This window comes from Xanthomonas codiaei, from assembly GCF_002939785.1.
In the GTDB taxonomy this organism is placed as follows: Bacteria; Pseudomonadota; Gammaproteobacteria; order Xanthomonadales; family Xanthomonadaceae; genus Xanthomonas; species Xanthomonas codiaei.
In genome coordinates, this window is the sequence record NZ_MDEC01000021.1 from 27,678 (window position 1) to 51,471 (window position 23,794).

24 protein-coding genes and 1 pseudogene are annotated in these 23,794 nt (G+C 66.2%); 15 read left to right on the forward strand and 10 right to left on the reverse strand.

Features of this window, described 5'->3' with window-relative positions; all coding sequences use genetic code 11:
- The first annotated feature begins 256 nt into the window (after nucleotides 1–256).
- Both XcodCFBP4690_RS14870 and cydB read left to right on the forward strand, forming a co-directional pair.
- Nucleotides 257–1,666 (forward strand): cytochrome ubiquinol oxidase subunit I, encoded by a 1,410-nt coding sequence (locus XcodCFBP4690_RS14870; RefSeq protein ID WP_104541986.1) that lies wholly within the window; start codon nucleotides 257–259, stop codon nucleotides 1,664–1,666.
- A pseudogene (cydB, locus tag XcodCFBP4690_RS14875) lies at nucleotides 1,657–2,680 on the forward strand (cytochrome d ubiquinol oxidase subunit II). The gene XcodCFBP4690_RS14870 and the pseudogene cydB overlap by 10 nt, the downstream one beginning before the upstream one ends.
- A gap of 217 nt (nucleotides 2,681–2,897) precedes the next feature.
- On the opposite strand, the gene XcodCFBP4690_RS14880 reads toward cydB, so the two are convergent.
- Both XcodCFBP4690_RS14880 and XcodCFBP4690_RS14885 read right to left on the reverse strand, forming a co-directional pair.
- Nucleotides 2,898–3,083 carry a hypothetical protein gene (locus tag XcodCFBP4690_RS14880; protein WP_104541988.1) on the reverse strand — a complete coding sequence of 62 codons (186 nt, stop codon included), beginning with the start codon at nucleotides 3,081–3,083 and terminating at the stop codon, nucleotides 2,898–2,900.
- Nucleotides 3,084–3,186: 103 nt separating this feature from the next.
- Nucleotides 3,187–3,828 carry a DUF6766 family protein gene (locus XcodCFBP4690_RS14885; RefSeq protein ID WP_104541990.1) on the reverse strand — a complete coding sequence of 214 codons (642 nt, stop codon included), beginning with the start codon at nucleotides 3,826–3,828 and terminating at the stop codon, nucleotides 3,187–3,189.
- 218 nt (nucleotides 3,829–4,046) lie between these two features.
- On the opposite strand from XcodCFBP4690_RS14885, the gene XcodCFBP4690_RS14890 reads away from it, so the two are divergent.
- The gene (locus XcodCFBP4690_RS14890; protein WP_104541992.1) at nucleotides 4,047–4,913 is read left to right on the forward strand and encodes an SDR family oxidoreductase; all 867 of its coding nucleotides are present in this window, start codon (nucleotides 4,047–4,049) and stop codon (nucleotides 4,911–4,913) included.
- 238 nt (nucleotides 4,914–5,151) lie between these two features.
- On the opposite strand, the gene XcodCFBP4690_RS14895 is transcribed toward XcodCFBP4690_RS14890, so the two are convergent.
- Nucleotides 5,152–5,781 carry a DUF4142 domain-containing protein gene (locus XcodCFBP4690_RS14895; protein ID WP_104541994.1) on the reverse strand — a complete coding sequence of 210 codons (630 nt, stop codon included), beginning with the start codon at nucleotides 5,779–5,781 and terminating at the stop codon, nucleotides 5,152–5,154.
- A gap of 247 nt (nucleotides 5,782–6,028) precedes the next feature.
- Here XcodCFBP4690_RS14895 and XcodCFBP4690_RS14900 point away from each other — a divergent pair, with 247 nt between their 5' ends.
- Nucleotides 6,029–7,192: a zinc-dependent alcohol dehydrogenase gene (locus tag XcodCFBP4690_RS14900; RefSeq protein WP_104541996.1), complete on the forward strand. Its 1,164-nt coding sequence runs from the start codon at nucleotides 6,029–6,031 to the stop codon at nucleotides 7,190–7,192.
- 211 nt (nucleotides 7,193–7,403) lie between these two features.
- Here XcodCFBP4690_RS14900 and XcodCFBP4690_RS22760 read toward each other — a convergent pair whose 3' ends face one another.
- Entirely contained in the window at nucleotides 7,404–7,565 is a 162-nt protein-coding gene (locus tag XcodCFBP4690_RS22760) for a hypothetical protein (RefSeq protein WP_167394638.1), read from the reverse strand.
- Between the two features lie 423 nt (nucleotides 7,566–7,988).
- Here XcodCFBP4690_RS22760 and XcodCFBP4690_RS14910 point away from each other — a divergent pair, with 423 nt between their 5' ends.
- A complete protein-coding gene (locus XcodCFBP4690_RS14910; RefSeq protein WP_244183671.1) occupies nucleotides 7,989–8,240 on the forward strand; it encodes a YkgJ family cysteine cluster protein in 252 nt (83 codons plus the stop codon).
- Between the two features lie 9 nt (nucleotides 8,241–8,249).
- A complete protein-coding gene (locus XcodCFBP4690_RS14915) occupies nucleotides 8,250–8,468 on the forward strand; it encodes a hypothetical protein (protein ID WP_104542000.1) in 219 nt (72 codons plus the stop codon).
- Between the two features lie 126 nt (nucleotides 8,469–8,594).
- Here the strand turns inward: XcodCFBP4690_RS14915 and XcodCFBP4690_RS14920 are convergent, their stop codons facing one another.
- Nucleotides 8,595–8,807 carry a hypothetical protein gene (locus XcodCFBP4690_RS14920; RefSeq protein WP_104542002.1) on the reverse strand — a complete coding sequence of 71 codons (213 nt, stop codon included), beginning with the start codon at nucleotides 8,805–8,807 and terminating at the stop codon, nucleotides 8,595–8,597.
- 475 nt (nucleotides 8,808–9,282) lie between these two features.
- Between XcodCFBP4690_RS14920 and XcodCFBP4690_RS14925 the strand changes: the two genes are divergently transcribed.
- Genes XcodCFBP4690_RS14925 through XcodCFBP4690_RS14940 form a run of 4 tightly spaced genes read left to right on the forward strand, consistent with a single transcriptional unit; the run spans nucleotide 9,283 to nucleotide 14,009 of the window.
- Nucleotides 9,283–10,020: a DUF3348 domain-containing protein gene (locus XcodCFBP4690_RS14925; protein WP_167394639.1), complete on the forward strand. Its 738-nt coding sequence runs from the start codon at nucleotides 9,283–9,285 to the stop codon at nucleotides 10,018–10,020.
- A 10-nt stretch (nucleotides 10,021–10,030) separates the two neighbouring features.
- A complete protein-coding gene (locus XcodCFBP4690_RS14930; RefSeq protein ID WP_167394640.1) occupies nucleotides 10,031–12,691 on the forward strand; it encodes a DUF802 domain-containing protein in 2,661 nt (886 codons plus the stop codon).
- A complete protein-coding gene (locus tag XcodCFBP4690_RS14935) occupies nucleotides 12,688–13,353 on the forward strand; it encodes an OmpA family protein (protein WP_104542008.1) in 666 nt (221 codons plus the stop codon). Before XcodCFBP4690_RS14930 ends, XcodCFBP4690_RS14935 begins: the two co-directional genes overlap by 4 nt.
- On the forward strand, nucleotides 13,350–14,009 hold the full coding sequence (locus XcodCFBP4690_RS14940) for a DUF2894 domain-containing protein (protein WP_104542010.1): 660 nt from the start codon (nucleotides 13,350–13,352) through the stop codon (nucleotides 14,007–14,009). Before XcodCFBP4690_RS14935 ends, XcodCFBP4690_RS14940 begins: the two co-directional genes overlap by 4 nt.
- Nucleotides 14,010–14,275: 266 nt before the next feature.
- On the opposite strand, the gene XcodCFBP4690_RS14945 is transcribed toward XcodCFBP4690_RS14940, so the two are convergent.
- Nucleotides 14,276–15,202, reverse strand: coding sequence for a LysR family transcriptional regulator (locus XcodCFBP4690_RS14945; protein ID WP_104542012.1), 927 nt, complete (start codon nucleotides 15,200–15,202; stop codon nucleotides 14,276–14,278).
- Nucleotides 15,203–15,326: 124 nt separating this feature from the next.
- Here XcodCFBP4690_RS14945 and XcodCFBP4690_RS14950 point away from each other — a divergent pair, with 124 nt between their 5' ends.
- From XcodCFBP4690_RS14950 to XcodCFBP4690_RS14970, 5 genes are all read left to right on the forward strand, one after another.
- A complete protein-coding gene (locus tag XcodCFBP4690_RS14950; RefSeq protein WP_104542014.1) occupies nucleotides 15,327–15,728 on the forward strand; it encodes a Rid family hydrolase in 402 nt (133 codons plus the stop codon).
- Nucleotides 15,729–16,229: 501 nt separating this feature from the next.
- Nucleotides 16,230–17,399, forward strand: a complete 1,170-nt coding sequence (locus XcodCFBP4690_RS14955) for a hypothetical protein (protein ID WP_104542016.1) — start codon at nucleotides 16,230–16,232, stop codon at nucleotides 17,397–17,399.
- 10 nt (nucleotides 17,400–17,409) lie between these two features.
- Complete coding sequence (locus tag XcodCFBP4690_RS14960; RefSeq protein WP_104542018.1) at nucleotides 17,410–17,838, forward strand: type 2 periplasmic-binding domain-containing protein; 429 nt, start codon at nucleotides 17,410–17,412, stop codon at nucleotides 17,836–17,838.
- Nucleotides 17,835–19,967 carry a methyl-accepting chemotaxis protein gene (locus XcodCFBP4690_RS14965; RefSeq protein ID WP_104542020.1) on the forward strand — a complete coding sequence of 711 codons (2,133 nt, stop codon included), beginning with the start codon at nucleotides 17,835–17,837 and terminating at the stop codon, nucleotides 19,965–19,967. Before XcodCFBP4690_RS14960 ends, XcodCFBP4690_RS14965 begins: the two co-directional genes overlap by 4 nt.
- Nucleotides 19,968–20,554: 587 nt before the next feature.
- Complete coding sequence (locus XcodCFBP4690_RS14970) at nucleotides 20,555–21,292, forward strand: DNA/RNA non-specific endonuclease (protein ID WP_064510124.1); 738 nt, start codon at nucleotides 20,555–20,557, stop codon at nucleotides 21,290–21,292.
- A gap of 315 nt (nucleotides 21,293–21,607) precedes the next feature.
- Here XcodCFBP4690_RS14970 and XcodCFBP4690_RS14975 read toward each other — a convergent pair whose 3' ends face one another.
- From XcodCFBP4690_RS14975 to XcodCFBP4690_RS14985, 4 genes are all read right to left on the reverse strand, one after another.
- Nucleotides 21,608–21,943, reverse strand: a complete 336-nt coding sequence (locus XcodCFBP4690_RS14975) for a hypothetical protein (RefSeq protein ID WP_104542022.1) — start codon at nucleotides 21,941–21,943, stop codon at nucleotides 21,608–21,610.
- 63 nt (nucleotides 21,944–22,006) lie between these two features.
- The gene (locus tag XcodCFBP4690_RS14980; RefSeq protein WP_104542024.1) at nucleotides 22,007–22,237 is read right to left on the reverse strand and encodes a DUF1653 domain-containing protein; all 231 of its coding nucleotides are present in this window, start codon (nucleotides 22,235–22,237) and stop codon (nucleotides 22,007–22,009) included.
- A 506-nt stretch (nucleotides 22,238–22,743) separates the two neighbouring features.
- Nucleotides 22,744–22,905 (reverse strand): hypothetical protein, encoded by a 162-nt coding sequence (locus XcodCFBP4690_RS22765; protein WP_167394641.1) that lies wholly within the window; start codon nucleotides 22,903–22,905, stop codon nucleotides 22,744–22,746.
- 225 nt (nucleotides 22,906–23,130) lie between these two features.
- Nucleotides 23,131–23,742, reverse strand: coding sequence for a TetR/AcrR family transcriptional regulator (locus tag XcodCFBP4690_RS14985; RefSeq protein WP_104542026.1), 612 nt, complete (start codon nucleotides 23,740–23,742; stop codon nucleotides 23,131–23,133).
- Nucleotides 23,743–23,794 lie beyond the last annotated feature (52 nt).

A 23,794-nucleotide genomic window follows, 5' to 3' on the forward strand; every position in this document is an offset into this window, starting at 1 on the left:
CCGATGCGGCGCGTGCCAGGACCTGGCACGCATGCGAGCCGAAATGCATGGGTCTGCAGCCGGGAAGAGGTATCGGGTCACGCTTTTCTGCGCAGTCTGCGCGCACGCTTGAAGCCGCCAGGGCGAGCGAGGGCCGCCTGTCCTGCGCGCCTGCGCGCAGGCGACCTGACCATCGGAGTTGCCTACACCGCCTGGTCGCTGCGGCACCGACGCAGCCTTCGCCACCGTACGCGCACTCAGTCCCCGGGAGATCCACGTGGAAGCGCTGCTGCTGTCCCGCATCCAGTTCGCCTTCGTCATTTCGTTTCATGTGCTGTTCCCGGCCTTCACCATCGGGCTGGCGAACTTCCTGGGATTTCTGGAATGGCGGTGGCTGCGCACGCACGATGAGGCCTGGAAGCGGCTGTACTTCTTCTGGCTGCGGATCTTCGCCGTGTCCTTCGGCATGGGGGTGGTCAGCGGCATCGTGATGGCGTTCCAGTTCGGGGCGAACTGGCCGGAGCTCAGCCGCATCGCCGGCAGCGTGATCGGACCGCTGTTGAGCTACGAAGTGCTCACCGCGTTCTTCCTGGAAGCCAGCTTCCTGGGCGTGATGCTGTTCGGCTGGGGCCGGGTCTCGGAACGGCTGCACTTCTTCGCCACCTGCATGGTGGCGATCGGCACCCTGGTGTCCACCTTCTGGATCCTGTCGTCCAACAGCTGGCTGCATACGCCGCAGGGCTACAGCATGGTCGAGGGGATCGTGCGGCCGGTGAGCTGGGCACAGATCGTCTTCAATCCCTCGTTTCCGTATCGCCTGGTCCATATGGCGCTGGGCTCGTTCATCACCACCTGCTTCGTGATCGGTGGCGTCGGTGCCTATTACCTGCGCAAGGGCGTGCATGTGGATGCGGCCGGGCGCATGTTGCGGCTGGCGGTAGCCTTTGCAGCCATCGTGCTGCCGATCCAGATCCTGGTAGGCGACCAGCACGGTTTGAACACACTCCAACATCAGCCGCTCAAGGTGGCGGCGATGGAAGCGCATTGGCATGGCGCCGCGGCCGGTACCGGCGTGCCGCTGGTGGTCTTTGCGCTGCCCAATGCCGAGGCCGAGCGCAACGACTACGAGGTGGCCATCCCGCGCTTGGGCAGCCTGATCCTGACCCACAGCACCGACGGCGACATCACCCCGTTGACCTCGGTGCCGCGCGATCGGCGGCCTCCGGTGGCGCCAGTGTTCTTTGCATTCCGCATCATGGTCGGCCTGGGCATGGCGATGTTGCTGCTGGCCTGGCTGTCTGCCCTGGCGTGGTGGCGGGGCCGATTGCATGCACGAATGCTGGTTCTGGCCTGGAATGCCATGCTGCCGGCCGGCTTCATTGCGCTGGTGGCTGGCTGGTTCGTCACCGAGATCGGCCGCCAGCCGTGGGTGATCTACGGCTTGCTGCGCACGGCCGATGCGGTGGGCCCGCAATCGACGGTGACCGTTGCGGTGTCCCTGCTGGTGTATGTGCTGGGCTATGCCTTCGTGTTCGGCTTCGGCATCTGGTATCTGACCAAACTGGTCCGCGCCGGCCCGCAGGCCAGCCGCGATGGGCCGGACGTGGCCGGCGGCGAACATACGCCGGCACGTCCGTTGTCGGCCGCCGATACTTCCCTGGAACAGGAGAATCCACCATGGAACTGAGCTACTGGTTGCCGGTGGTGTGGTTCGGGGTGATCGGCTTCGGCGTGCTGATGTACGTGGTGCTGGATGGCTTCGTGCTTGGGCTGGGCATGCTGGCGCCGTTTGCCCGCGACGAGCAGGAAGTGGACCTGATGATGAACACGGCCGCGCCGATCTGGGACGGCAACGAGACCTGGCTGGTACTTGGCGGCGCAGGCCTGTTCGCCGCCTTCCCGGCCGCCTATGCGGTGATCCTGTCGGGGCTGTACTTGCCGGTGTTGCTGATGGTGATGGCGCTGGTGTTTCGCGGCGTGGCGTTCGAATTCCGCTTCAAGGCGCATCGGTCGCGGCGGCTGTGGACGCTTTCCTTCATCGGCGGGTCGATCCTGACCGCATTCGCGCAAGGCATCATCCTGGGCGCCCTGGTGGAAGGAATGCCGCTGGACAATGGCCGCTATACCGGTGGCGTGTTCGGCTGGTTCAGCCCGTTCACCATCCTTACCGGTGCGGCGCTGGTATTCGGCTATGCGTTGCTTGGCAGCACCTGGTTGATCCTCAAGACCGACGGCCGCACCCATGCGCTGGCGCGGCAGCTGACCAAGCCGCTGGTTGGCGTGGTGGTGACCTTCCTTGTCCTGGTCAGCGCCTGGTTGCCGTTTCTGAGCTCGCACGTGATGGCACGCTGGTTCGAGCACGGCAACTTCTGGTGGCTGTCGCCGATACCGCTGATCACCGCCGCGGTGGCCCTTGCATTGTGGCGCAGCAGCGATCGCTCGCGCAGCGACGCCTCGCCGTTTCTTGTTGACGTTGGCGATCTTCGTGCTGGGCTTCATCGGCCTGGTCCTGGGCATGTGGCCGTATCTGGTGCCACCGAGCTTCACGATCTGGCAGGCCGCTTCGCCGCCTTCATCGCAAGTCTTCCCGATGGTGGGGCTGATCGTGTTGTTGCCGCTGGTGCTCGGTTACACCGTCTGGTCGTACCGCGTGTTCCGCGGCAAGATCGCCGCCGACGTCGGGTACCACCAGCATCATTGAATGCAACCTGCTGCAACCTGCGATGACGGCAATGGCCGGCACTGCTGCAGGCGGCGGCGGCGTGGACGGCCTGCCTGCAGACAGACACACGGCACTGGCCGAACTAACGCCGATCGCTCAATCGCATGCCCAAGCTCTGCGCATGACGTTGTCCCGACCTCTGCAGCTGGAGGAGCGCCCGCATTCGTAGGCTTCCCCTGCGCGTTGGCCGCTCGCCTCAGCGTTTCTCGGAGCCATCCGGCCGTTCGTAGTCGTTCTCTGGATCGGCCTTGTTGACGTCGCGGTCCTCGTCGGGCATGTCGTGCACCTTCCAGTCGGCGCGTTCGTTGCGCTGCTCCTGCGGAATGAACGGCTTGTCCTGGTCAGATTCGGGACCCCATGGCTTCTTCGGTTCGCTTCCCATTGCGTTCTCCTGCGCTGTCGATGCTCCACGCTAGGCCGGCGCGCATTGCACGGCGGTGAACGATGCCGCGCGATGGCGTGAATGCTGCACGCACCGCGATCGCTCAACTGCCGGTCTGCGTATGCGGAGCCTGCACCGGCTTGGACTGCGGCGAGCCCTTCTGCCGCAGCCAGATGGTCAGCACGACCAGCGACAACACCGCCAGAAACTCGCTCTGCCAGTTCTGCATCGATTCGAACCAGAAGCCGGCATCGGTGACGTGGTCGAGCACGCTGATCGGGGGCAGCCCTTTGTGCAGGCGCTCCAGCAGCTCCAGGCGCCAGCTTCCGATCAGGTGCAGCACAAAGCTCATCAGGAACAGCGCGCCGAAGGCGATCGCCAGCGAGTGCTCGTAGAGGCGCAACCACCAGCCGCCGGCGCGCACCGGCCAGGGGACCGTGCCCGGACGAATCCGCTCTTGCTCTTCCCCGGCATCGAGCGGGCGCGACTCTGCCGAACCGGCCTGACGCAGCTTGACCGTCAGCAGTACATACATCCCCATTTGCAGGAATTCGCTCTCCCAGTTCTCGAACAGCGCGGACATGAAATGCGGACTATGCAGATACGCTGCCAGGTGCAGCGCAGGCAGCCCCTGCTCGGCGAGCTCCTGGTTATAGGCATGCAGCCCGGCGTAGATCTGCGCCCCGATCAACAGCAGGGTCAGCGCGAGCAGGCACAACGACAGCCCATTGCGACGCAGGAACATGGCAGGCCCTCCGGACAGGAAGGGCAGTATCGAACGTCGCCGGCGGCGGCCGCATGAAATTCGCAGGTATCGACCGCATGCGCCTCGTGCCTGCGTGCGGAGAAAGTTGGCCATCTGGCGCGCAGCACACATGCCGGCGACATGACCTAGCCCGGACGTTGACGTATGCATGCGCACACTCGAGCCCATTCCCGCGCTGCACACCCCAGGAGACGACCATGCCCTTACCCAACTACCCGCGCCCGCCCTTCAAGCCGCAACAGCAAAGCTTCCCCGGCAAAACCGAACGCATGGACCCGCGCCCGGACCACGGCGAGGACAGCTATGTCGGGCATGGCCAGTTGAAGGGCAAGCGTGCATTGATCACCGGCGGCGACAGCGGCATCGGTGCGGCCGTGGCGATCGCGTACGCACGCGAGGGCGCGGACGTGGCCATCGCCTACCTTCCTGCCGAGCAGGAGGACGCCGCCAAGATTGGCGCACTGATCGAGAAGGCTGGCGTCAAGGCGCTGCTGGTGGGCTGCGACATCAGCGACGAGCATCAGGCCCAGTCGCTGATCGATCAGGTGCAAGCTGCCTTTGGCGGCCTCGACATCCTGGTCAACAACGCTGCTTACCAGGCTTATTATCAGAGCTTTGAGGACATCACGCTGGACGAGTGGCGCAAGACCTTCGACACCAATGTCCACGCAGCCTTCAACCTGGTGCGGTTATCGGTGCCGCTGATGACCGATGGCGGCTCCATCATCAACACCGCGTCGGTGCAGTCCAAGAAACCGACGCCGAATATCCTGCCTTATGCGGCCACCAAGGGGGCACTGGCCAACCTGACCATCGGCCTGGCCGGTGTGCTGGCCGACAAGCACATCCGGGTCAACGCGGTGCTGCCCGGCCCGATCTGGACGCCCTTCATTCCGGCGGGCATGGACGAAGAGTCGGTACAGAACTTCGGTGCGCAGACCCCGATGGGACGTCCGGGCCAGCCGGTGGAACTGGCGTCGGCCTACGTCATGTTGGCAGCCGATACCGCCAGCTATACCTCCGGAACCTTGCTGACCGTTGCCGGCGGCGCAGTGACGTTGTAGGTCGCGTCCAACGCGCATCGCATCGACAAGGCCCGCTTCGCCTTCAGGCGCAGCGGGCCTTTGCATTTTCCGATGCGACGCGTTTCATCCACGCATCGCCTGGACCGGGTCACCTGGACAAACAGTGCAAGATGGACGGCGATTGGTGAAAGCGAATCGCCAACGCTGCGGGAGGGGCGGTCGGTACGATCGCCCCATCCCACCCGAGCTCTCTCGACGACCTGGATGCTGCAGCTGATCAATGCGGCTGGGTTTGCTTTGCGCGCAGTGCCTTGGCGTGCTCCAGATGTTCGGCAATGGTGCCGCGCATGCGCTGCAGCTCCTTGCCGAGATCGCTGGAGCCGGGTTCGCTGCTGAGCTGCGTATCCAGCAGGGACAGCGCGCGCTCGTGGCTGGCGACGCTGGTCTGCAGATACTGGGTCTGGAATGCCTGACCATGCAGCTGTTCGAGCTGTTTGCGCGTGCCTTCCGAACGTGCTGCCGCAGCCTGGGCCTGTGTGCCAGCGCGATCGGGCGCGAATCGGCTGAGGTCGGTCAATGCCGCGCTGTGCGCCTCATCCATTTTGCGGGCGAATTCCAGCAGCGGCCCATCCACGCCCTTGCCTACCGCCAATTGGGCCAGGGTGCGTTCCTGCTCGTTGAAGATCGACAGCGCACCGAGTGCCTGCTGACGGTCGCTGCCCGCACCACCGGTGGTACGCAGCGGGTCGCCATGCGGCGGCGTGGTGCCACGGGCAGTGACGGCCTGACGATCCTGCAGGACAGCCTGGGTGTCAGGCACCTGGCTAGTCTGCTCCTGACGACGCTGCCACGCTTTATAAGCCACGTAGCCCACGGCACCTGCAGTCACCATTCTGAGAAGTCCCATCGTTGTCTCCTGTCTGATCGCCCCGAGGCGTCGAATGTGAGTGGTTGGAAGTGCGTTGCCGGCAACAGCGACGCGTCCTGCGAGGGTGCGAGTGCAAGAGTTATCCAGACGTGACCTGGACATCAACGCTGCGTCGCTACGGCCACCGTGTGCACATCGCACGCACGCCGCCCATCGCTCGGCTTAACGCATAGCTGCGAACACTGCCTGACATCGCCGTGACTGCAACGGCTTCTCGGAGTTCGCCATGCTTGCCCTCAACTACCACGGCTCACGCGACGTACGGGTCGAGACCGTCCCCGACCCGGTGTTGGTCGAACGTGACGATTTGATCCTGCGCGTGACTGCCACCGCCATCTGCGGTTCGGACCTGCATCTGTATCGCGGCAAGATTCCGGATCTACGGCAAGGCGATATTCTCGGCCACGAGTTCATGGGCATCGTCGAAGACGTCGGCCCGGATGTCACCGCGGTCAAGCGTGGCGACCGTGTAGTGATTCCGTTCGTGGTGGCGTGCGGACAATGCTTCCATTGCATGCTGCAGGAGTTCTCTGCCTGCGAAACCACCAACACCGGCAAGGGCGCTGCGTTGAACCACAAGGACATCCGCCCGCCCGCAGCCCTGTTCGGCTTCAGTCACCTGTACGGCGGCCTCTCCGGCGGCCAGGCAGAGTACGTCCGCGTTCCCAAGGCCAATGTCGGGCCATTGGTGGTGCCCGACGCGCTACACGATGAGCAGGTGCTGTTCCTGTCGGACATTTTGCCGACCGGATATCAGGCGGTGATCGATGGCGGCGTCAAGCAGGGGTCGACGGTGGCTATCTTTGGCGCGGGACCGGTCGGCCTGATGGCCGCGGCGTGCTGCAGGATGCTGGGTGCCGAGCGCATCTTCATGGTTGATCGCCACGCGTATCGGCTGGACTTCGCGTCCAAGGCATACGGCGTCATCCCCATCAACTTCGACGAGATCGACGATCCGGCAGACGTGATCGTTTCGCAGACCGACGGCCGCGGCGTGGATGTCAGTATCGAGGCGGTCGGATTCGAAGCCGAGGGCAGCACGATCGAAACTGCGCTGACCAACCTGAAGCTGGAAGGCAGCAGCGGCGTGGCCATTCGCCAGTGCATCGCGGCCACCCGCCGCTGTGGCGTGGTCAGCGTGCCGGGCGTCTATGCAGGCTTCATCCATGCCTTCATGTTTGGCGATGCGTTCGACAAGGGCCTGAGCTTCAAGATGGGTCAGACCCACGTGCAGAAGCACATGCCGTATCTGCTTGAGCGTATCGGCAATGGAGAACTCAAGCCCAGTGCCATCATTTCGCACCGCATGTCGTTGTCCGACGCAGCGCGCGGCTACGACATTTTCGACAAGAAGCAGGACGATTGCCGCAAGGTGGTGCTGACGCCGTAAGGCCCTGCGCTACTGCATCGCGCGCGGGAGCTGGCGTCGATGCAGTAGCGGCCATGATGTGTCCTGGCCTGTTGGGCTCCAATCTTACGCAGTTGCCGACCGTAAGAAGCCCTCCCGCTGCGGCGGCGAGATGCAGGCGGGCATTGCCGCCGCCCGCTGCCCCGCAACAGTCATCGGCGCATGCACGATCTCGCTGTACGCATTCCCATCGTCAGTCCAGCGGTTTGGCGGGCACGAACGGTGAGACAGGATCGCTGGCCGGAAACGTTTCTTCCACCGCCTCGTCCTGCAATGCATCCTGCTTGGCGTGATCGTCCTGGGTTTGCTCCTGCGCGCCGTGGGGTACACGGGTGTCGGTGCGATGCGTGGTCATGGCGATCTCCTGGATGGTGTGGATGCATCACAGGCTACGGCGCAGAAGCGACGGCAGAGGTGAATCCTACCTTCGCATCGATACGACAAAGCCAACGCATACAGGCGGGCGCTTCAACGGTTGCCTGCCGATCGCCGGTTCACCGCGTGCCGCGCTTTTTGCTGATTGCGCGCCGGTCAGCTCTTGATGATCCGCCACGCACGCGCTACGGCGATCACCTTCGACGAACCTGCGCATCGTGCTGACGCAAGGGCAAATGCGACGCGGCTGCACGCCTGGGCACCAGCGCCGCTTCACATCGCGACGCATCCGAGGTGTATGGTGCAAAGGCACCCCGGGCCCCGGCGTGCCCTCCCTCTACCTGGCCTTCCCATCAAGACTCTCTGCGAACGCTGCGATGCCGTCTGTTGCCGGCTCACCGTCATGGTCGATCCATCCGACCGCATCCCACACCATCTGACCAGCGTGACGCCGGAGGGCTGGCACGTGATGGCGCGCGACGAGGAAGGCTGGTGCGTGGCCATCGATGCGGCACGCATGTGTTGTTCGATCTACGACACGCGCCCGGCAATCTGCCGGCGTTTCGTCATGTCCGGCCCCTATTGCCGCGACGTGCGTGCCACCTACGACGATCAACGCCGGCGGGGCATTCCCTTGACGCTGTACAACGCATGAGGTTTCGCGATGAATAACTCCCGCCGCCAGTCGATGACCGTGAGCAACCAGCCAGGCAAGCCGCGCCTGTCCGAACAGCGCCTGGCCGCCGACCTCGAAGCGTTTCAGCAATCCGGCGGTGCGATCGAACGCCTGGGCGATACGCCGTTGCGCCGCGACAAAAAGCGCGGCGCCAGCGAAGGCGTTGCCACCGCGGTGGCCGCAAAACCCGCCGCCGCCACCGAGTAAGACGCCAGCCACCCACATCTGCGCTGCAGCGACGTGGTAGCCATGCGTTGGCGAGCGTGCGGCTTGCCTACGCGCTGCAGCTGGCGCCGCCAGCAGCGACACGCCAGGGGACGTGCGCAACGCCAGTTACAGCAGTTGTGCGCGATCGATCGCGCCTAGCCGTTGCGCCAGTGAGGCCATCTCGTTGGCCAGGTGGATCATGTTGCCGCCGGCCTGCGCCGCGATGCCCATGATGCGTTGATACGCGTCCCAGAAGTCCGGTCCACGGCCATAGGCCTCGTGGAATCCTTGCAGCTCCAAGACCAGCAGATCGGACACTTGCATGTCGGAGTGGTCCATTGTGTTACCTCGATGGGGCATTCCCCGGCCCGCGGCTTATACTCGTTCAGCTTACAAAACCGCGGCAGTCGTGCGACAGCTCCGGCAAACCTGAATTGGTTAGAGAGTGCGTAGACGAGCAGGCGTCAATAGGCATGCGCTTCCCATCGGCGGCTTCGGAGGCGCCACCCCAGGCGGTGCCGGCCTTGCAAAGCCAGCCCGGCACCGCCCCGACCAGCCCGCTGCGCTCAGGCGTTGCGACTGCCACGGCGCCACCGCGGTGCAGCCGCTGACCTGGCCCCCCCCCCCGACTCGCAGCGCGATTCACATGTCCCGCCCTGCACATCCGTCCCTGCCAAGCCGCAAAGACCGCTGCGCCCCCATCAGGCCGCCTGAATGCCGCCAACCTGCGCCGGCGCGACCTGTCCGCAACGGCGGTGCAAAGCGCCGAACGGCGCACATTCCCGTGTAAAATGCGCGGTCTTTGACCGGAACAATGGCGAAAGCTGCTCCACCGGCGCCCCTCTCGGGCCCGGCATTCATTCGCCTGCTGGCACGTCTGAGCGATGTCCGCGTCGCCCAGTCCAACCATGCGCTGGCCGACCGGCTGAGCCAGTGGATCGACTGGACGCGCGCAGTGGCCGTGTCCAGGGCGCTGGACGGCAGGCTGCCCGACACCGACGACCTGCCTGAGCCACGCCCGCTGGATGCCGACGCCTGCGCGCGCGTGCGGGCGGAGCTGGCCACCAGCAGCGTGGCCGATCTGGAGGCACTGGTCGCCCGGCTGCGGGCCAGCGCGCGCAATGCTGCCGACTCGCAGGAAACGCCCCCCCCGCCCGACTACGCCCCGTTCCGGCAGCACTATCTGGCCATGCAACGCGGCATGCGCACCGCCACCGGCGACCTGCGTGGACGGCTACGCGACCTGCTGGCGCTGGTCTCCAGCGAGATGGCACGGCTGGCCGAAGTGGACGCGGTGATGGAACTGACCTTGAGTCCCCGCGAACAGACCTTGTTGAACACCGTGCCGGGCCTGCTCGGGACGCATTTCGAACGCTTGCGCGACGCCGCGCTTGCGTCTGGCTCGCCAGCCGATAGCGAGGCCGCGCCGCGCGCGGTGTCCGATGGCTGGCTGGATATCTTCCGCAAGGACATGCAGAGCGTGTTGCTCGCCGAACTGGATGTTCGTTTTCACCCGATCGAAGGCCTGCTTGCAGCGCTTCGTACCCGCTAACTGGGACGTCATGTTCAGAACTCTCGTACACGTGTGTGTGTTTCTCGTCGGCCTGCTGGCGGTTTGCTGGGTCGGTATCGGCTATCTGGGTTCCAACCCGCTGGGTGCCTGCGTTGCGGCGGTGATCGGCGCCTGCTATGTGGCCGGCGCGTTGGAGCTGTATCGCTATCGCCAGGCCACGAGCACGCTGGACACCGCGCTTGCCGGGGTGACCACGGCCCCCACCGCGCTGGATGCGTGGCTGCAGCAACTGCACCCCGGTTTGCGCAACGCGGTGCGCCTGCGCATCCAGGGCGCACGCGTGGCCTTGCCGGCGCCGGTGCTCACGCCCTACCTGGTGGGCCTGCTGGTGCTGCTGGGCATGCTCGGCACCCTGCTCGGCATGATGGCCACGCTCAAGGGCACCGGTTTTGCGCTGCAGAGCGCCACCGACCTGCAGGCCATTCGCGGCTCGCTGGCCGCCCCGGTGGAGGGCCTGGCCTTCGCCTTCGGGACCTCCATCGCCGGCGTTGCCAGCTCGGCCATGCTCGGACTGCTGTCGGCGCTATGCCGGCGCGAGCGCTTGCAGGCGGCGCAGCGGCTGGACCTGAAGATCGCAGTCGAATTGCATCCGCATTCCGAAGCGCATCAGCGTGGCGAGGCGTTCAAGCTGCAGCAGCAACAGAGCGCCCTGATGCCCGCGCTGATCGATCGGCTGCAGGCGTTGATGGGCAGCATCGAGCAGCAAAGCATCGCCGCAGATCAGCGCCTGGCCGCGCAGCAGGCCGAGTTCCACGCCAGGACCGAAGCGGCGTATGCGCGGCTGGCGACCTCGATGGAGCAGTCGTTGCAGGCGGGCGTCGCCGCCAGCGCACGCGCGGTCGGCGCGGCCCTGCAGCCGGCGATGGAGTCCACCATGGCCAGCATCGCGCGCGACACCGCCAGCTTGCACGAGCGGCTGGCCCAGGCGGTGCAGCAGCAACTGGACGGCATCAGCAGCGGCTTCGAACGCAGTGCCAGCAGTGCCGCCACGCACTGGGCCAGCGCGCTGGCCGCACAGGAGCAGGCGCAAGCCGCCCTCAACGCACAGGTGCAGGCCACGCTGGAGCAGGTCACCCTGCAGGCCACCGCGTTGCAGGAGGGTGTGGGCACGGCCGTGCAACAGCAATTGCTCGGGCTCAGTGCCGGCTTCGAAGACAGCGCGCGCACCGCGGCCGAGCACTGGCAGGCCGCACTGGCTGCGCAGGAGCGCACGCAGCATGCGCTCGGCGAGCATCTGCAAACGGCCCTGGCCCGGGCCGACCAGCGCAGCGCCGCGCTGCAGGACAGCGTTGGCGTGGCCGTGCAACAGCAGTTGCATGCGCTCGATGCGGGCCTTGCACGCAGCAACGCCACCACCGCCGAGCACTGGACGGCACTGTTGGCCGAACAACGCAGCGCCGCCCAATCGATCGGCACGCAGGTGCAGGCCACGCTGGAACAACTGGCCCTGCAAGCCACCGCATTGCAGGACGGCGTCCGGCAGGCTGTGCAGCAGCAACTGGAAGGCCTGACCACCGGCTTCGAGGCAAGCACCGCCGCCGCCGCGGCAGGCTGGACCTCGGCGGTGGCCGAACAGCAGCGTGCCAACCACGCACTCACCCAGGACCTGCAGCGCAGCCTGAGCGCATTCGCCAGCACCTTCGATACACGCTCTAGCGCACTGGTCGCTGCGGTGTCCGCGCGCCTGGACCAGTCCAGCAACGAGGCGACCACTGCCTGGACACAGGCACTGGCGCAGCAGCAGCAGGCCGGCGCGGCATTGGCCGACGAGCATCAGCGCGCACTGGCCACGGCAAGTGCCAGTTTCCAGGCGCAGGCCGCCGCCCTGGTCGGCAGCCTGCAGCAGTCGCATGGCGAGTTGCAGGCCGCCCTGGAAGCACGCGACACCCAGCGCCTGGCGCTGTGGAGCGAGCGCTTCACCAGCATGAGCGCAGCGCTGAGCAGCCAGTGGGAACAGACCGGCGCGCGCGTGGCGCAGCAGCAGCAGACCATCTGCGACACCCTGGCCAGCACGGCGAGCGAGTTGTCCACGCAGGCGCAGGCGCAGGCCAGCGCCACCATCGGCGAAGTCTCGCGCCTGATGCAGATCGCCTCCGAAGCGCCCAAGGCCGCCGCCGACGTGGTGGCCGAACTGCGCCAGAGCCTGTCCGAGAGCATGGTGCGCGACACCGCCATGCTGGAAGAACGCAGCCGCCTGCTGGCCACGCTGGATACCTTGCTCAACGCGGTCAATCACGCCTCCACCGAACAACGCGAGGCGGTGGACGCGCTGGTCACCACCTCGGCCGATCTGCTGCAGCGCGTGGGCAACCAGCTCACCGAGCAGATCGGCAGCGAAACCGGCAAGCTCGGCGCGGTGGCTGCGCATGTCAGCGGCAGCGCACTGGAGGTGGCCAGCCTGGGCGAAGCCTTCGGCATGGCGGTGCAGCTGTTCAGCAGCGCCACCGGCGAACTCAACGAGCGCCTGCAGCACGTCGCCACTGCGCTGGATGCCTCGCTGACACGCAGCGACGACCAGCTGGCCTATTACGTGGCGCAGGCGCGCGAGGTGGTGGACCTGAGCATGCTGTCGCAAAAGCAGATCATCGAGGAACTGCGCCAGCTCGATCGTGGTCGCGGCACTGATGACGGCGCCGCGGAGCCGGCATGAGCGACGAGATCGAAATCGACGGCGAATCGGGCACCCCGATCTGGGCCGCGTTCGGCGACCTGATGTCGGTGCTGCTGGGCGCCTTCGTGCTGATCCTGGTCGGCGTAATCGGCGTGCAGCTGCAGCTGTCCAGCCGCCTGGACGAGGCGGTCAAGCAGCAGCAGGCCGAGGCGCAGCGCCGCAAGACGCTGGAGCATGCGCTGGCCGCGCCGCTGGCGGCCGGCCGCGTGACCCTGGTCGATGGCCGCATCGGCATCCGCGGCAATGTGCTGTTCGCCTTCAACTCCGACGAGCTGCAGCCGGAAGGCCGCGAGGTGTTGAAGTCGCTGGCCGCGCCACTGGCGCAGTACCTGGCCGCGCGCCAGGAGATCCTGATGGTGAGCGGATTCACCGACGACCGCCCGGTGCTGGGCGGCAATCGCCGCTACGCCGACAACTGGGAGCTGTCGGCGCAACGCGCGCTCACCGTGACCCGCGCCTTGATCGCCGAAGGCGTGCCCGCCGCCTCGGTGTTCGCCGCCGCCTTCGGCTCGCAGCAACCGGTGGATTCCAACGCCGACGAAGCGCGCCGGGCAAAGAACCGCCGGGTGGAGATCGCACCGATTGCGCGTCCAGCCACCAGGCGCCACGACGCGCCGGCGCCGGCTGCATCGCCACGATGAGCAGGCAGGCAGCAACCGCGCGCGCGCGCCTGCAACGCTGGCACGCCGAAGGGGCCGGCCAGGTGGATCCGGTGCGCTTCCACCTGCTGCAGACCCTGGCAGCGCGCGCCGAGGCGCAGGCCGACGCGGCGGTGCGTGCGGTACTGGAAGACAGGCTGGCCGTGCTGGTGGATCAGTACGCCGCAGTGATCAAGCAGGCCGCGGCGCGCGCGACATCCCGCGCTGTCGCGCCCGCGCCCCAACGCAGCCGGCTGGCTGCACTGAGCGACCAGCTCGTCGGCCACGCGGCGCTGATGGAAGTGGACAGCCGCAGGACCGCCGCCGCCGATGCACTGCAGTTTCCCGAGCTGCCGGCACTGGACGATTTCCGTCGCACCTGGACCACCGTGCGCACCGCCAGCCAGGTGCGGCAATCGCTGCAGGACGCGCCCAAGGACGCCGGCCCGCTCAATTCCAGCGTGCTGGTGCATCGCTGCATCAGCCTGATGCGCGAACGCTCGCCGGGATATCTGCAGCATTTCCTCGGCTATGTGGATGCCTTGTCCTGGCTGGAACAGATGCATACCGGCGGGGTGCTGGCCGACGAAACCGCGGCGCCGGTCGGCACGCCGGCAAGAAAGCGCAGCCGCAGCGGCGCTGCGAAGCGGCGCAGCTGAGGGCGGCATTGCCCCGCGGCGGCAGTGGCCGTGACGCCGTTGCAGTAACAGTCGCAATCACCCACTGCATGCCTGGCAGGTGACAGGACGGCGCCGCATCAGTGGCAAGCACCCCGGTCTGCGCGGGGCCGCGCGCGTCGCTGCAAGCACTTCGCCTCAGGCGGTCGTCGCACGCCCGGTTTGCGCAGCTGGGCCGATACGCTGCCGACTCCCGCCTGCAGCGGGCACATGGGCGCACGCAGGACGTCGAGGGTGCGACGCCACTGTCATCGCATCGCCGGTGTGATCACCGGCGCATGCTCCTGCATCAGCGCAATCACCCAGTCGATGAAGGCACGCACCTTCGTACTCACGTGCCGGTTGGGCGGAAACACGATCGACAACGGCATCGGCTCCAAAGACCAGTCGGTGAATACCGGCACGAGCTCGCCACGGCTCAGCGGCGCAAGCGCCATGTACTGCGGCAACCACAGCACGCCCATGCCGGCCAACCCGGCGGCGAGGTAGGCATTGCCGTCGTCGCAGGCCACCGCATAGCGGCCTTGCACCTTCACCTGCTCGCCATCGCGCTGCATGACCAAAGGCCACGGCACACCATCGTCCCAGCGCATGAAACCCACCGTGCGGTGCGCGGTGGTTTCCAGCTCGCGCGGGTGCGTCGGCGTGCCCAGGCGTGCCAGATAGCTCGGCGCCGCGTAAACGCCGGCCTGCAGGTCGCCCACATGGCGCGCCACCAGCGACGGGTCGATGCCGGTACCACCGCGTACCACGCAGTCGACACGTTCGCCGATCAGATCGATCTGCCGGTCGCTGGCTCCCATGTGCAACTGGATGTCGGGATAGCGCGCATGGAAGGCGGGCAGCGCCGGCATCAGGATCAGCCGGGCCAGCGGACTGGGCACATCCACCCGCAGCCGCCCGCGTGGCACGCGCGAGGCGTCGGACAAACTGGTTTCTGCATCGTCCATGTCGGCCAACAAGCGCACCACTCGCTCGTAGTAGGCCGCGCCATCGGCAGTGACCGCCACCCGACGTGTCGTGCGGTTGAGCAAGGTCACCCGCAGGCGCGCCTCCAGTTGCTGCACCAGTTGGGTGACGCTGGCGCGGCTCATCTGCAGGGTGTCGGCAGCCTTGGTGAAGCTGCCGGTCTCAACCACACGCGCAAACGCCTGCATCGCATCGAACCGGTCCATCAGCGCTCCTGCACCAAGATTGTTTGGATTCTACAAACAGTGTTGGTCGAGACCGCGCATTTATCGCGCGCCTCTAGGCGTTTAGGGTGGACCTCCATTCTTGATGTCGTCCAGGGAGAGTTCCATGGCAACACGTGACGTTGTTTTTCCGCAGGGCCGCCATGCACTGTACGAACGCCACCGGTATTCGCCGGCGGTGCGTGCCGATGGCTTGATGTTCGTTGCCGGCCAGGTCGGCAGCCGCGAGGACGGCTCGCCCGAGCCGGACCTGGATGCGGAGATCGCACGGGCGTTCGACAATCTCGATGCCGTACTCCGTGCCGCCGGCTGCACCTCGCAGGACGTGGTGGATGTCACCTTGTTCATGGTCAACCCCGAGGTGGTCTTCGAGGCTGCCTGGGGGCGCTGGGCCGATTATTGGGGTCCGGCGCCCTACCCCACCGTGACGGCGGTGGGCGTGACCTGGCTGGCCGGCTTCCGCTTCGAGATCAAGGTGATCGTCAAATTGCCGAAGGCCGATCGGTAACTGCGCGGGGCGGCGAGCCGGGCCATTGCATGGCCCTGCTCGCCGCTGCCAGCGGAAGACCGCCGTTGCGCTCGCCGGTTGCTGCCCATGATCGCCACGCGCGCAGCGCCAGCGCGTGGCACGGCACTGCAGTGGTTGCCGTTGCACCCTACCGAACACGGTACACGTCTGCCGCCCGGCGGCGACGCCACCGACGCGGCGACGCTGGCATGCCCTTGCCGCGCCTGGCAGCGCATGCGGCTGCGTTGACACGTGGACGATCACGTCCGAGCCACCGGCGACGGGCACCAGGCAAGACCGAATGTATCGCGTCGATAGCAGCCGACTATCGTTCATTCCTGGATTTTTCATCAGTCTTAACTGTTGGGCGGAGTTGTAAAAAACCCGCTAAAGCAAGACGGCAGACGGCCGCTACCGGTGACACGAGCGTTGAGACGCTCATCACCGTCATGCCGCGTGCGTTCACGACGCCGCGTCCGTCACTCTTCAGCCGAGATTGCAATGAAATTGACCGTCAAACTGCTCAGCGGTGCGATTGCCCTGGCCGCGTCGACCTGCGCCCATGCGCAGGAGGATTCCATGTTTACCTTCAGCGGCTTCGGCACGCTGGGCGTGGTGCATTCGACGGAAGATCAGGCCGACTTCACGCCGGATATCCAGACGGTGGAAGGCGCCGGCGCCAGCCACTCCACCTCGGCCCGCCCGGACTCGCGCATCGCCGGCCAGGTCAATGCCAACTTCACCGACAAGTTCACCGGCGTGTTGCAGGTGACCAGCGAATACGCCGAGCGCGGCGATTACGATCCGAAGGTGACCCTGGCGCACGTCAAGTACCAGTTTGGCCCGCAGTTCGCTGCCCGCCTGGGCCGCATCACCGCACCGCTGTACATGCTGTCCGAATACCAGCGCGTGGGCTATGCCACCCCATGGGTACGTCCGCCGTACGAGGTCTACAACTACCTGCTGCCGATGGATGGCGTCGAAGGCGTGTACACCGTCAACGCCGGCGAAAGCGTGGTCAGCGTGCAGGGTTTCTACGGCCGCATCAATTCCAAGAAGGCCGACGTGTACGCCATGCGCGGGCTTGCCCTGGGGCTGGAGTCGGGCGCGTCCACCTTCCGTGCCGCCTACATCGTGGGCACCACCGATTTCGATACGCCGCAGCTGGAACGGCTGTTCTCGGTGTACCAACGCATCAATCCGGCCCTGGCCGACCGCATCTCCACCTATGGCGTGGACGGCAGCTTCGCCAGCGTTGGCTATGCGTATGACCCGGGCAGCTGGTTCCTGCGCAGCGAAGTGATCCAGGCCGATTACTCGCCTTCGCTCAACGGCAAGACCACTGCCGGATATCTGAGCGTCGGTGGCCGCTTCGGCACGCTGACTCCGTCGATCACCTACGCCAACGTCGACCGCAAGGGCCCCACCGTCACTGCGGGCCAGGACCCGGTCGGCGTGATGCGTCGCGCCGTGGCACAGGCCGAAAGCGGCCGCCACAGCTTCACCGCCTCGTTGCGCTGGGACGTGCGCGAAAGCATGGCGGTCAAGCTGCAGGCCAGCCACATCAACAACAATGCCGGCTCGTTCGGGTCGTTGAACAACATCCAGCCGGGCTTCCGTCCGGGCGGCAGCTACAACCTGCTGTCGGCGTCCGTCGACTTCGTGTTCTAAGAGAGCGCCCATGAATCTTTCCAAATCCCTGGCAGGTTGCGTGCTTGCCGTGTTGTCGAGTGTGGCGTTCTCGGCCAGCGCCGATGTGGTGGTGGTGATGGCGGCCAAGGGTGGGCCGGACAGCCTCAGCGCCGCGCAGGTCTCGCAGATCTTCCTGGCCAAGTCCAACAGCCTGCCCGGCGGCGGTGCGGCAGTGCCGATCGACCAGGAAGAAGGCGCCGCCACGCGCGATGAGTTCTACAAGAAGGTCGCCTCGCGCGATGCGGCGCAGCTGAAGTCGTACTGGTCGCAGCTGATGTTCACCGGCAAGGCCCAGCGTCCCAAGCGCGTCAGCGGCGACGATGCGGTCAAGAAGGCGGTCGCCGCCACGCCGGGGGCGATCGGTTACATCAGCGCCGGTGCTGTCGACGCCAGCGTCAAGGTCGTCCTGAAGCCGTGATCCGCCACCTGCTCGAGAGCCACATCATGCGCCGCATCCTGTCGTTACCGTTGTTCTGGAAAATCCTGATGCCGGCAGCGGTGGCAATCGTTTGCCTGTCGAGCTATGTGGCTTTCAGCACACTGGTGTTTCAACGCAACAACGTCCGCCTGGAGGCGGTGCGCGACGTGCATTTCCCGATGCTCGACGCGATGACCCGCAACGTGGCCGCGCTGGACAAGCTCATCAACGGGCTCAACGGTGCAGCTGCCGCAGGCGATGCGGACATGTTGGCGGCCACCAAGCCGGTGGCCGACGATATCCACGCGTCCTACCTGAAACTGCAGAAGGCCGATCCGGCCAACGCTAAGGAGCTTGCCCAGCTGGGCAAGCAGTTCGACGACTACTACAGCCTGGCCCATGGCGTAGCTGCCGCATTCGTGGAGCAACGCGAGCCCGATGCGCAGCAGATGAGCGCCATGGCCCCGGCGCTGGAGACCTACCGCACCACCCTCACCGCCATGCAGAAGCGCGCCGATGCACGCTTTCGCGGAACGGTGCAGGAGGCCGTGGACAGCTCGGTGACGGCCAGTATCGGCGGTCTGGTGCTGGGCCTGGTCGGCGCCTTGGTGTGCATTGGGTTTGGCTGGATCGTCGCCCGCGCCATCACCCAGCCACTCAACCGTGCGGTGGGCATCGCGCATGCGGTGTCCTCGGGCAAGTTGGACAACACCATCTCGATCGACCGCAACGATGAAGTCGGCCAGCTGCTGCAGGCCATGGACAGCATGCAGCGCCAGCTGCGCCGGGTGATTCAGGCGCAGACGGAAATGGGCCACAAGCACGAGGCCGGCATCGTCAGCCACCGCATCGCCGAACAGGAATTTCCCGGCGAATTCGGCAGCATGGTGCGCGCCAGCAACCTGCTGGTGTCCAGCCATATCGCGGTCACCATGCAGATCGTGGCACTGACCGAACGCTATGCCGCCGGAGACCTGTCGCAGCAGCTGGAGGCATTGCCTGGCGAGAAGGCGGTGATCAGCCAATCGATCAACGACGTGCGCGCCAGCCTGCTGTCGATCAACGGCGAGATCAAGCGGCTGGCCGCCGCCGCGGCCGCCGGCGACTTCAGCGCACGCGGCGACGAAACTGCCTTCGAGCACGATTTCCGCCAGATCGTGATCGACCTCAATCACCTGATGAGCACCTCGGACAAGAGCCTGGGCGAGTTGTCGCGGGTGCTGCAGGCCATTGCCAGCGGCGACCTGACCACGCGCATGCAGGGCAACTTCGCCGGCGTGTTCGCGCGCATGCGCGACGATGCCAACACCACGGTGGAGCGCCTGACCGATATCGTCGGGCGCATCCAGCATTCGTCGGCGGAGATCGACACGGCGGCCGGCGAGATCGCGGCGGGCAACCAGGACCTGTCGCGGCGTACCGAGCAGCAGGCCGCCAACCTGGAAGAAACCGCTGCCTCGATGGAAGAACTCACCTCCACCGTCAGGCAGAACGCCGAACACGCGCATCAAGCCAACGAACTGGCACGCAACGCCGCCGGCGTGGCCGCCAAGGGTGGCGAGGTGGTCAACCAGGTGGTGGGCACCATGACCGGCATCGAGGCCTCGTCGAAGAAGATCGCCGAGATCATCAGCGTCATCGACGGCATCGCCTTCCAGACCAATATCCTGGCCTTAAATGCCGCGGTGGAAGCCGCACGCGCCGGCGAGCAGGGCCGCGGCTTCGCGGTGGTGGCAAGCGAGGTACGTAGCCTGGCACAACGCTCGTCCGGTGCCGCCAAGGAAATCAAGGAATTGATCGATGCCTCGGTGGGCAAGGTGGCCGAAGGCTCGGCGCTGGTGCATACCGCCGGCGCCACCATGACCGAGATCGTGGCCAGCGTGAACAGTGTCACCGACATCATGGCGCAGATCACCGCGGCATCCAGCGAGCAGTCGGCCGGCATCGAGCAGGTCAACCAGACCGTCATCCAGATGGACGAGACCACCCAGCAGAACGCCGCCCTGGTGGAAGAAGCCATGGCCGCCGCACGCGCGATGGAAAAGCAGTCCAGCACCCTGACCCAGCTGGTCTCGTTGTTCCAGCTGGAAGCTGCAAGCGCGCAGCACCTGGAAAGAGACGTCGCCTAGTCGTTGAAACCGACCATCGTCGGATGCGTCGCTGCCCTCCTTGCGCACGGTTGCGGATGGAGGGCTCATCTATCCACTGGCATCGACCACACGGCCGATCCGCGGCGATATCTGCTGCGTCGGGCGTGCGTGCGTGCGGCATGGACACCTATTTCTATGGCGTGTCCGCCTCGCCCTGGCGTGGTCCATCGCCGTTCGGATGCCGGCATGTCTCTGGCCGCGAGCGGCGTGGAGACCCGGGCGCAGCGACGTGTGCATTGCCCGCGGGCGTGGCAGTGCAGCACTGCACAGCGTGATCGGCAGCCGCGTCAGTGCGCGCAAGGCATTACCAGATGCTTATTGCGCACCCGCCACGGCTGGAAAATAAGCGACTCAAATCACATTTTTATCGAAGAAACTGGTGCGACCGCACATTCTTCACGCATACGTCACCAACGAGCAATATCCGCATGCGATAGCTGTCGTGCTCGCTAGACAGCGAGCCCATTGTCGTCCCCTTCCAGCGCGCGTCCGCTGAGCGTCGATCTGCCCACCCGCAGTCGGCGGTGGCTTCGTGCGTCCGATTGATTCCAAGGAGATTCACTCCCATGCGCTTACGGACCCTGTTTGTCGTTCTGCTGCTTGCCGCTGTCAGTGCCACTGCAAATGCCCAGGTCGTCACCCTCAACAAGGGGGGTTACACCTTGCGCTACGACTGCACCAATCGCACCGCGCTGCGTTATGAGTACGTGCTGCAGGCCGACACCGGCTCGGCCGCCCGTCCGTCCAGCTTCAACCTCGATACCGAGTTGCCAAGCGGCTGCGCCGGGCAGACCTCCACCGCTTCGTATGCCAGCGTGCGCTCCGGCTACGACCGCGGCCATCTGGTGACCTCCAACCACATGGACTACAACGCGACCTATATCCGCCGCGCCAACCTGATGTCCAACATCGTGCCGCAGGTGTCCAGCTTCAATCAGGGCATCTGGGTGCGTGCCGAGAATGTGGCAGAGTGCTATCGCGACATCGCCAGCGTGCAGGTCTACGGCGGCGTGATCTACAGCGATACCAGCAACGATTACTTCCTGGCCAGCCACGGGATCCGCACACCGGACTTCTTCTGGAAGACCATCATCACCGCCAACCCGGGCGGCGGCACCCGCGCCATCAGCTGGCTGATTCCCAATAGCGCCAACCTGGGTTCGCTCGACAGCTACATCGTCAGCATTGACGAACTCGAAGACCTGTACGGCGCCAGCACCATCGGCATCACCGCACCGGCGGCGGTCAAGGCGATGCTGCCTGCCACCACCTGGCCGCAGCCGAGCAATTGCGACCTGGGCTGAGTGGTTCTACCCATCGCAGTCCATCGCCCGCCTGGATCAGGCGGGCGATGTTGCTTCCCGCCAACGCAATGCTGCGCAACGCGCGCGCGTTGCCGATGCCAGGAAAAGCGTCAGCCATGATCGCGACAGGTCGCTCGATCCCGACGCGATTCTGTTTGCAGCCGATTGCATGGACCGGGCGTGGTCATCGACGACGCCGTGATGGGCCGGCACGCAGCACGCAGCGATCAGGCCACTCACGCATCCCGCGAGGGCCGGATGCAGGTCATGCATGTAGCCGGCGCCGGGGCGACTCCACGGTGGCATTGCTCCCGATCAGGGCGTGGGCGCATGTTCGGCAAACCACGCGGCATAGGGCGTGTTCTTGACCAGGTGCCGATTGAGGTCCTTCGCGCCATCGGTCCACCACACCGGGCCGCGCTCTCCCAACGCCACCTTGGCGGCGTTCACTGCGCCACGCGCGGTCGCCAGCTGGGCTGCGTTCTTCGCAGCCAGTGCCGCCTTGACAGCACGTCGCGCCTCCATCAGTTCGGCGACCAGGCGGGCACGCACCTGCGCGCTCAGGTGCGGATTGGCGGTACGCCATAGCCGACCCCGCACGACCAGGTAGCGGCCGTCCGGCGTGGTGAGGGGAGCATGCGATGCAGTCATCGCGCTGTGCTGCCGTGGATCAAGATCTGCGCACCGCGCATGGGAGGATCGCCACAGCCGCGCTCACCCCTCGCGTGCAAAGCGTGGCTGCAGGACACCGTCCACATCCACCTGCTCGACGAACATCGCATAGGGCCGCACCCATAGCCCGATCTCGCTATCTAGCGGCCGATACAGCACCAGCGGTTCCAGGGTCTCGCTGCTGCGCACCAGGCCGAGCACTTCGTAGCGGCCACCCTTGAAGTGCCGATAGTGGCCCAGTGCAAGCGTCGGCAGTGGCGGCAGCGTGTCCATGGCAATGGGTCCGATCAGGCAGGCCCTGTAGTGTAGGCGCTTGCGCAGCAATGGCTCGCGAGCCGTCGCGGTGCGAGCGGCTCGGCGACAGGGAGCTTCAGTGAAACGCCGCCCTGGCAACATCCAACGCCAGGCGCTTCAACGACGCAGCAAGCGGCAGTCGAAGCGGCAAGCATGTCTGTCTGGGCGGGACGATGACGGGCAGATCGGGGGCCACAGCTTTGTAGAAGACACGCACGGACGATGGCCGGTGGACCAAGCACGCGGCTGGCGGCTCACGCGCGCCTTCATGACCCACGCTGCGGCGGTGTCGACCAGCTGGGTTCCAGCAGCTTGACCGACCGCACGCCGGCAGGCCGGCAAGCCCGCGCGCATCGATCAGAACGTCGGCTCTGTCAGCGGACAGTGGCAAGCCCGGGCCCCGCATGCGCAGTGCAGCAGAGGATGTCGCGGCGCCGGCTGTCCACCCACTCCTGCAGCCCCATCGCCACACCTAATCGATCTGCTTACGCATCCTCCTCGATCTCGGGGTCGTCAGCATCGTCGTCGATCTCGGTATTCTCGTCCGGGCCGTCCGGCAGCGGCTCTTCCTGCTTGCCGGGTGCCCGGACTCCGTTCGCCTGGCCCGGCTCCTCGATGCGTGGGGCGCCGGTGTGGTGGGTGCGCATGCTCAACTCCTGCGGCAGAAGGCCGCCGGCCTACCCTCCTCCCGGCCGTGTGATGCATGCGTCGCCAGCGTGCGCGACAGCAGCGCCGCCATCCTGCCGCCCGTCGCCGGGCCGGTGCGGAGCCATCGTCTTGCAAGCGGTCATCCGCAGTGTCGGCCGCGTCCACCCGACGATCCTGCGCAGGCGCTGCGCTGTCGCCAGCACCGGGGTGTGCGATGGGCAGACTCACGCCGCGCCGCCGTCCTGTGGCGAGGTGCGCGCCAGAGCCAGTTCCAGCCACCGCGCGAGTTGCCGCGCCACCCGATCGAAATCGGCAATGTCCTGCTTGGCCCGGCACAGCGCCACCGCGCCTTCCATGCTGGCGATGATGAGCGCCGCCAGATCGCGTGCGGTCTCTTCAGGCACGCCATCACGCATCGCCGCGTTGGCCAAGCGCATCTCCCACAGCGCGAACGCGGCCGCGGCCGCATGCAGGCCATCGCGGCCGGCCGCGTCGATCGGCTCTTCCACCGCCGCCGCCAGCACCGGGCAGCCCGCACGGAACTCGCTGTGCAGCAGCCGCGCGCGCCATGCCGCCATGAACCCGGCCACGCCACGGCGCAGGCCGTCCTGCAGCTGCGCGTCCAGCAGTTGCGCGGCATGCGCCCCCGCCCACTCCACCGCCAGCCCGATCACCTGCTGCTTGCCGCCGGGGAAGTGGTGGTAGGTCGAGCCCAGCGGCGCCTGCGCGCGCTTGGACATCTCGCGGATGCTGGTGGCGTTGAGCCCGTGCTGGGCGAGCATCTCGGCCGCCGCGCTTACCACACGCTGCTGCACATCTGGACGACGAGGCTTCACGCCGGTTCCTTGATCAAACGACCGCAATAGCTTAGCGTGCCGAATTATGACG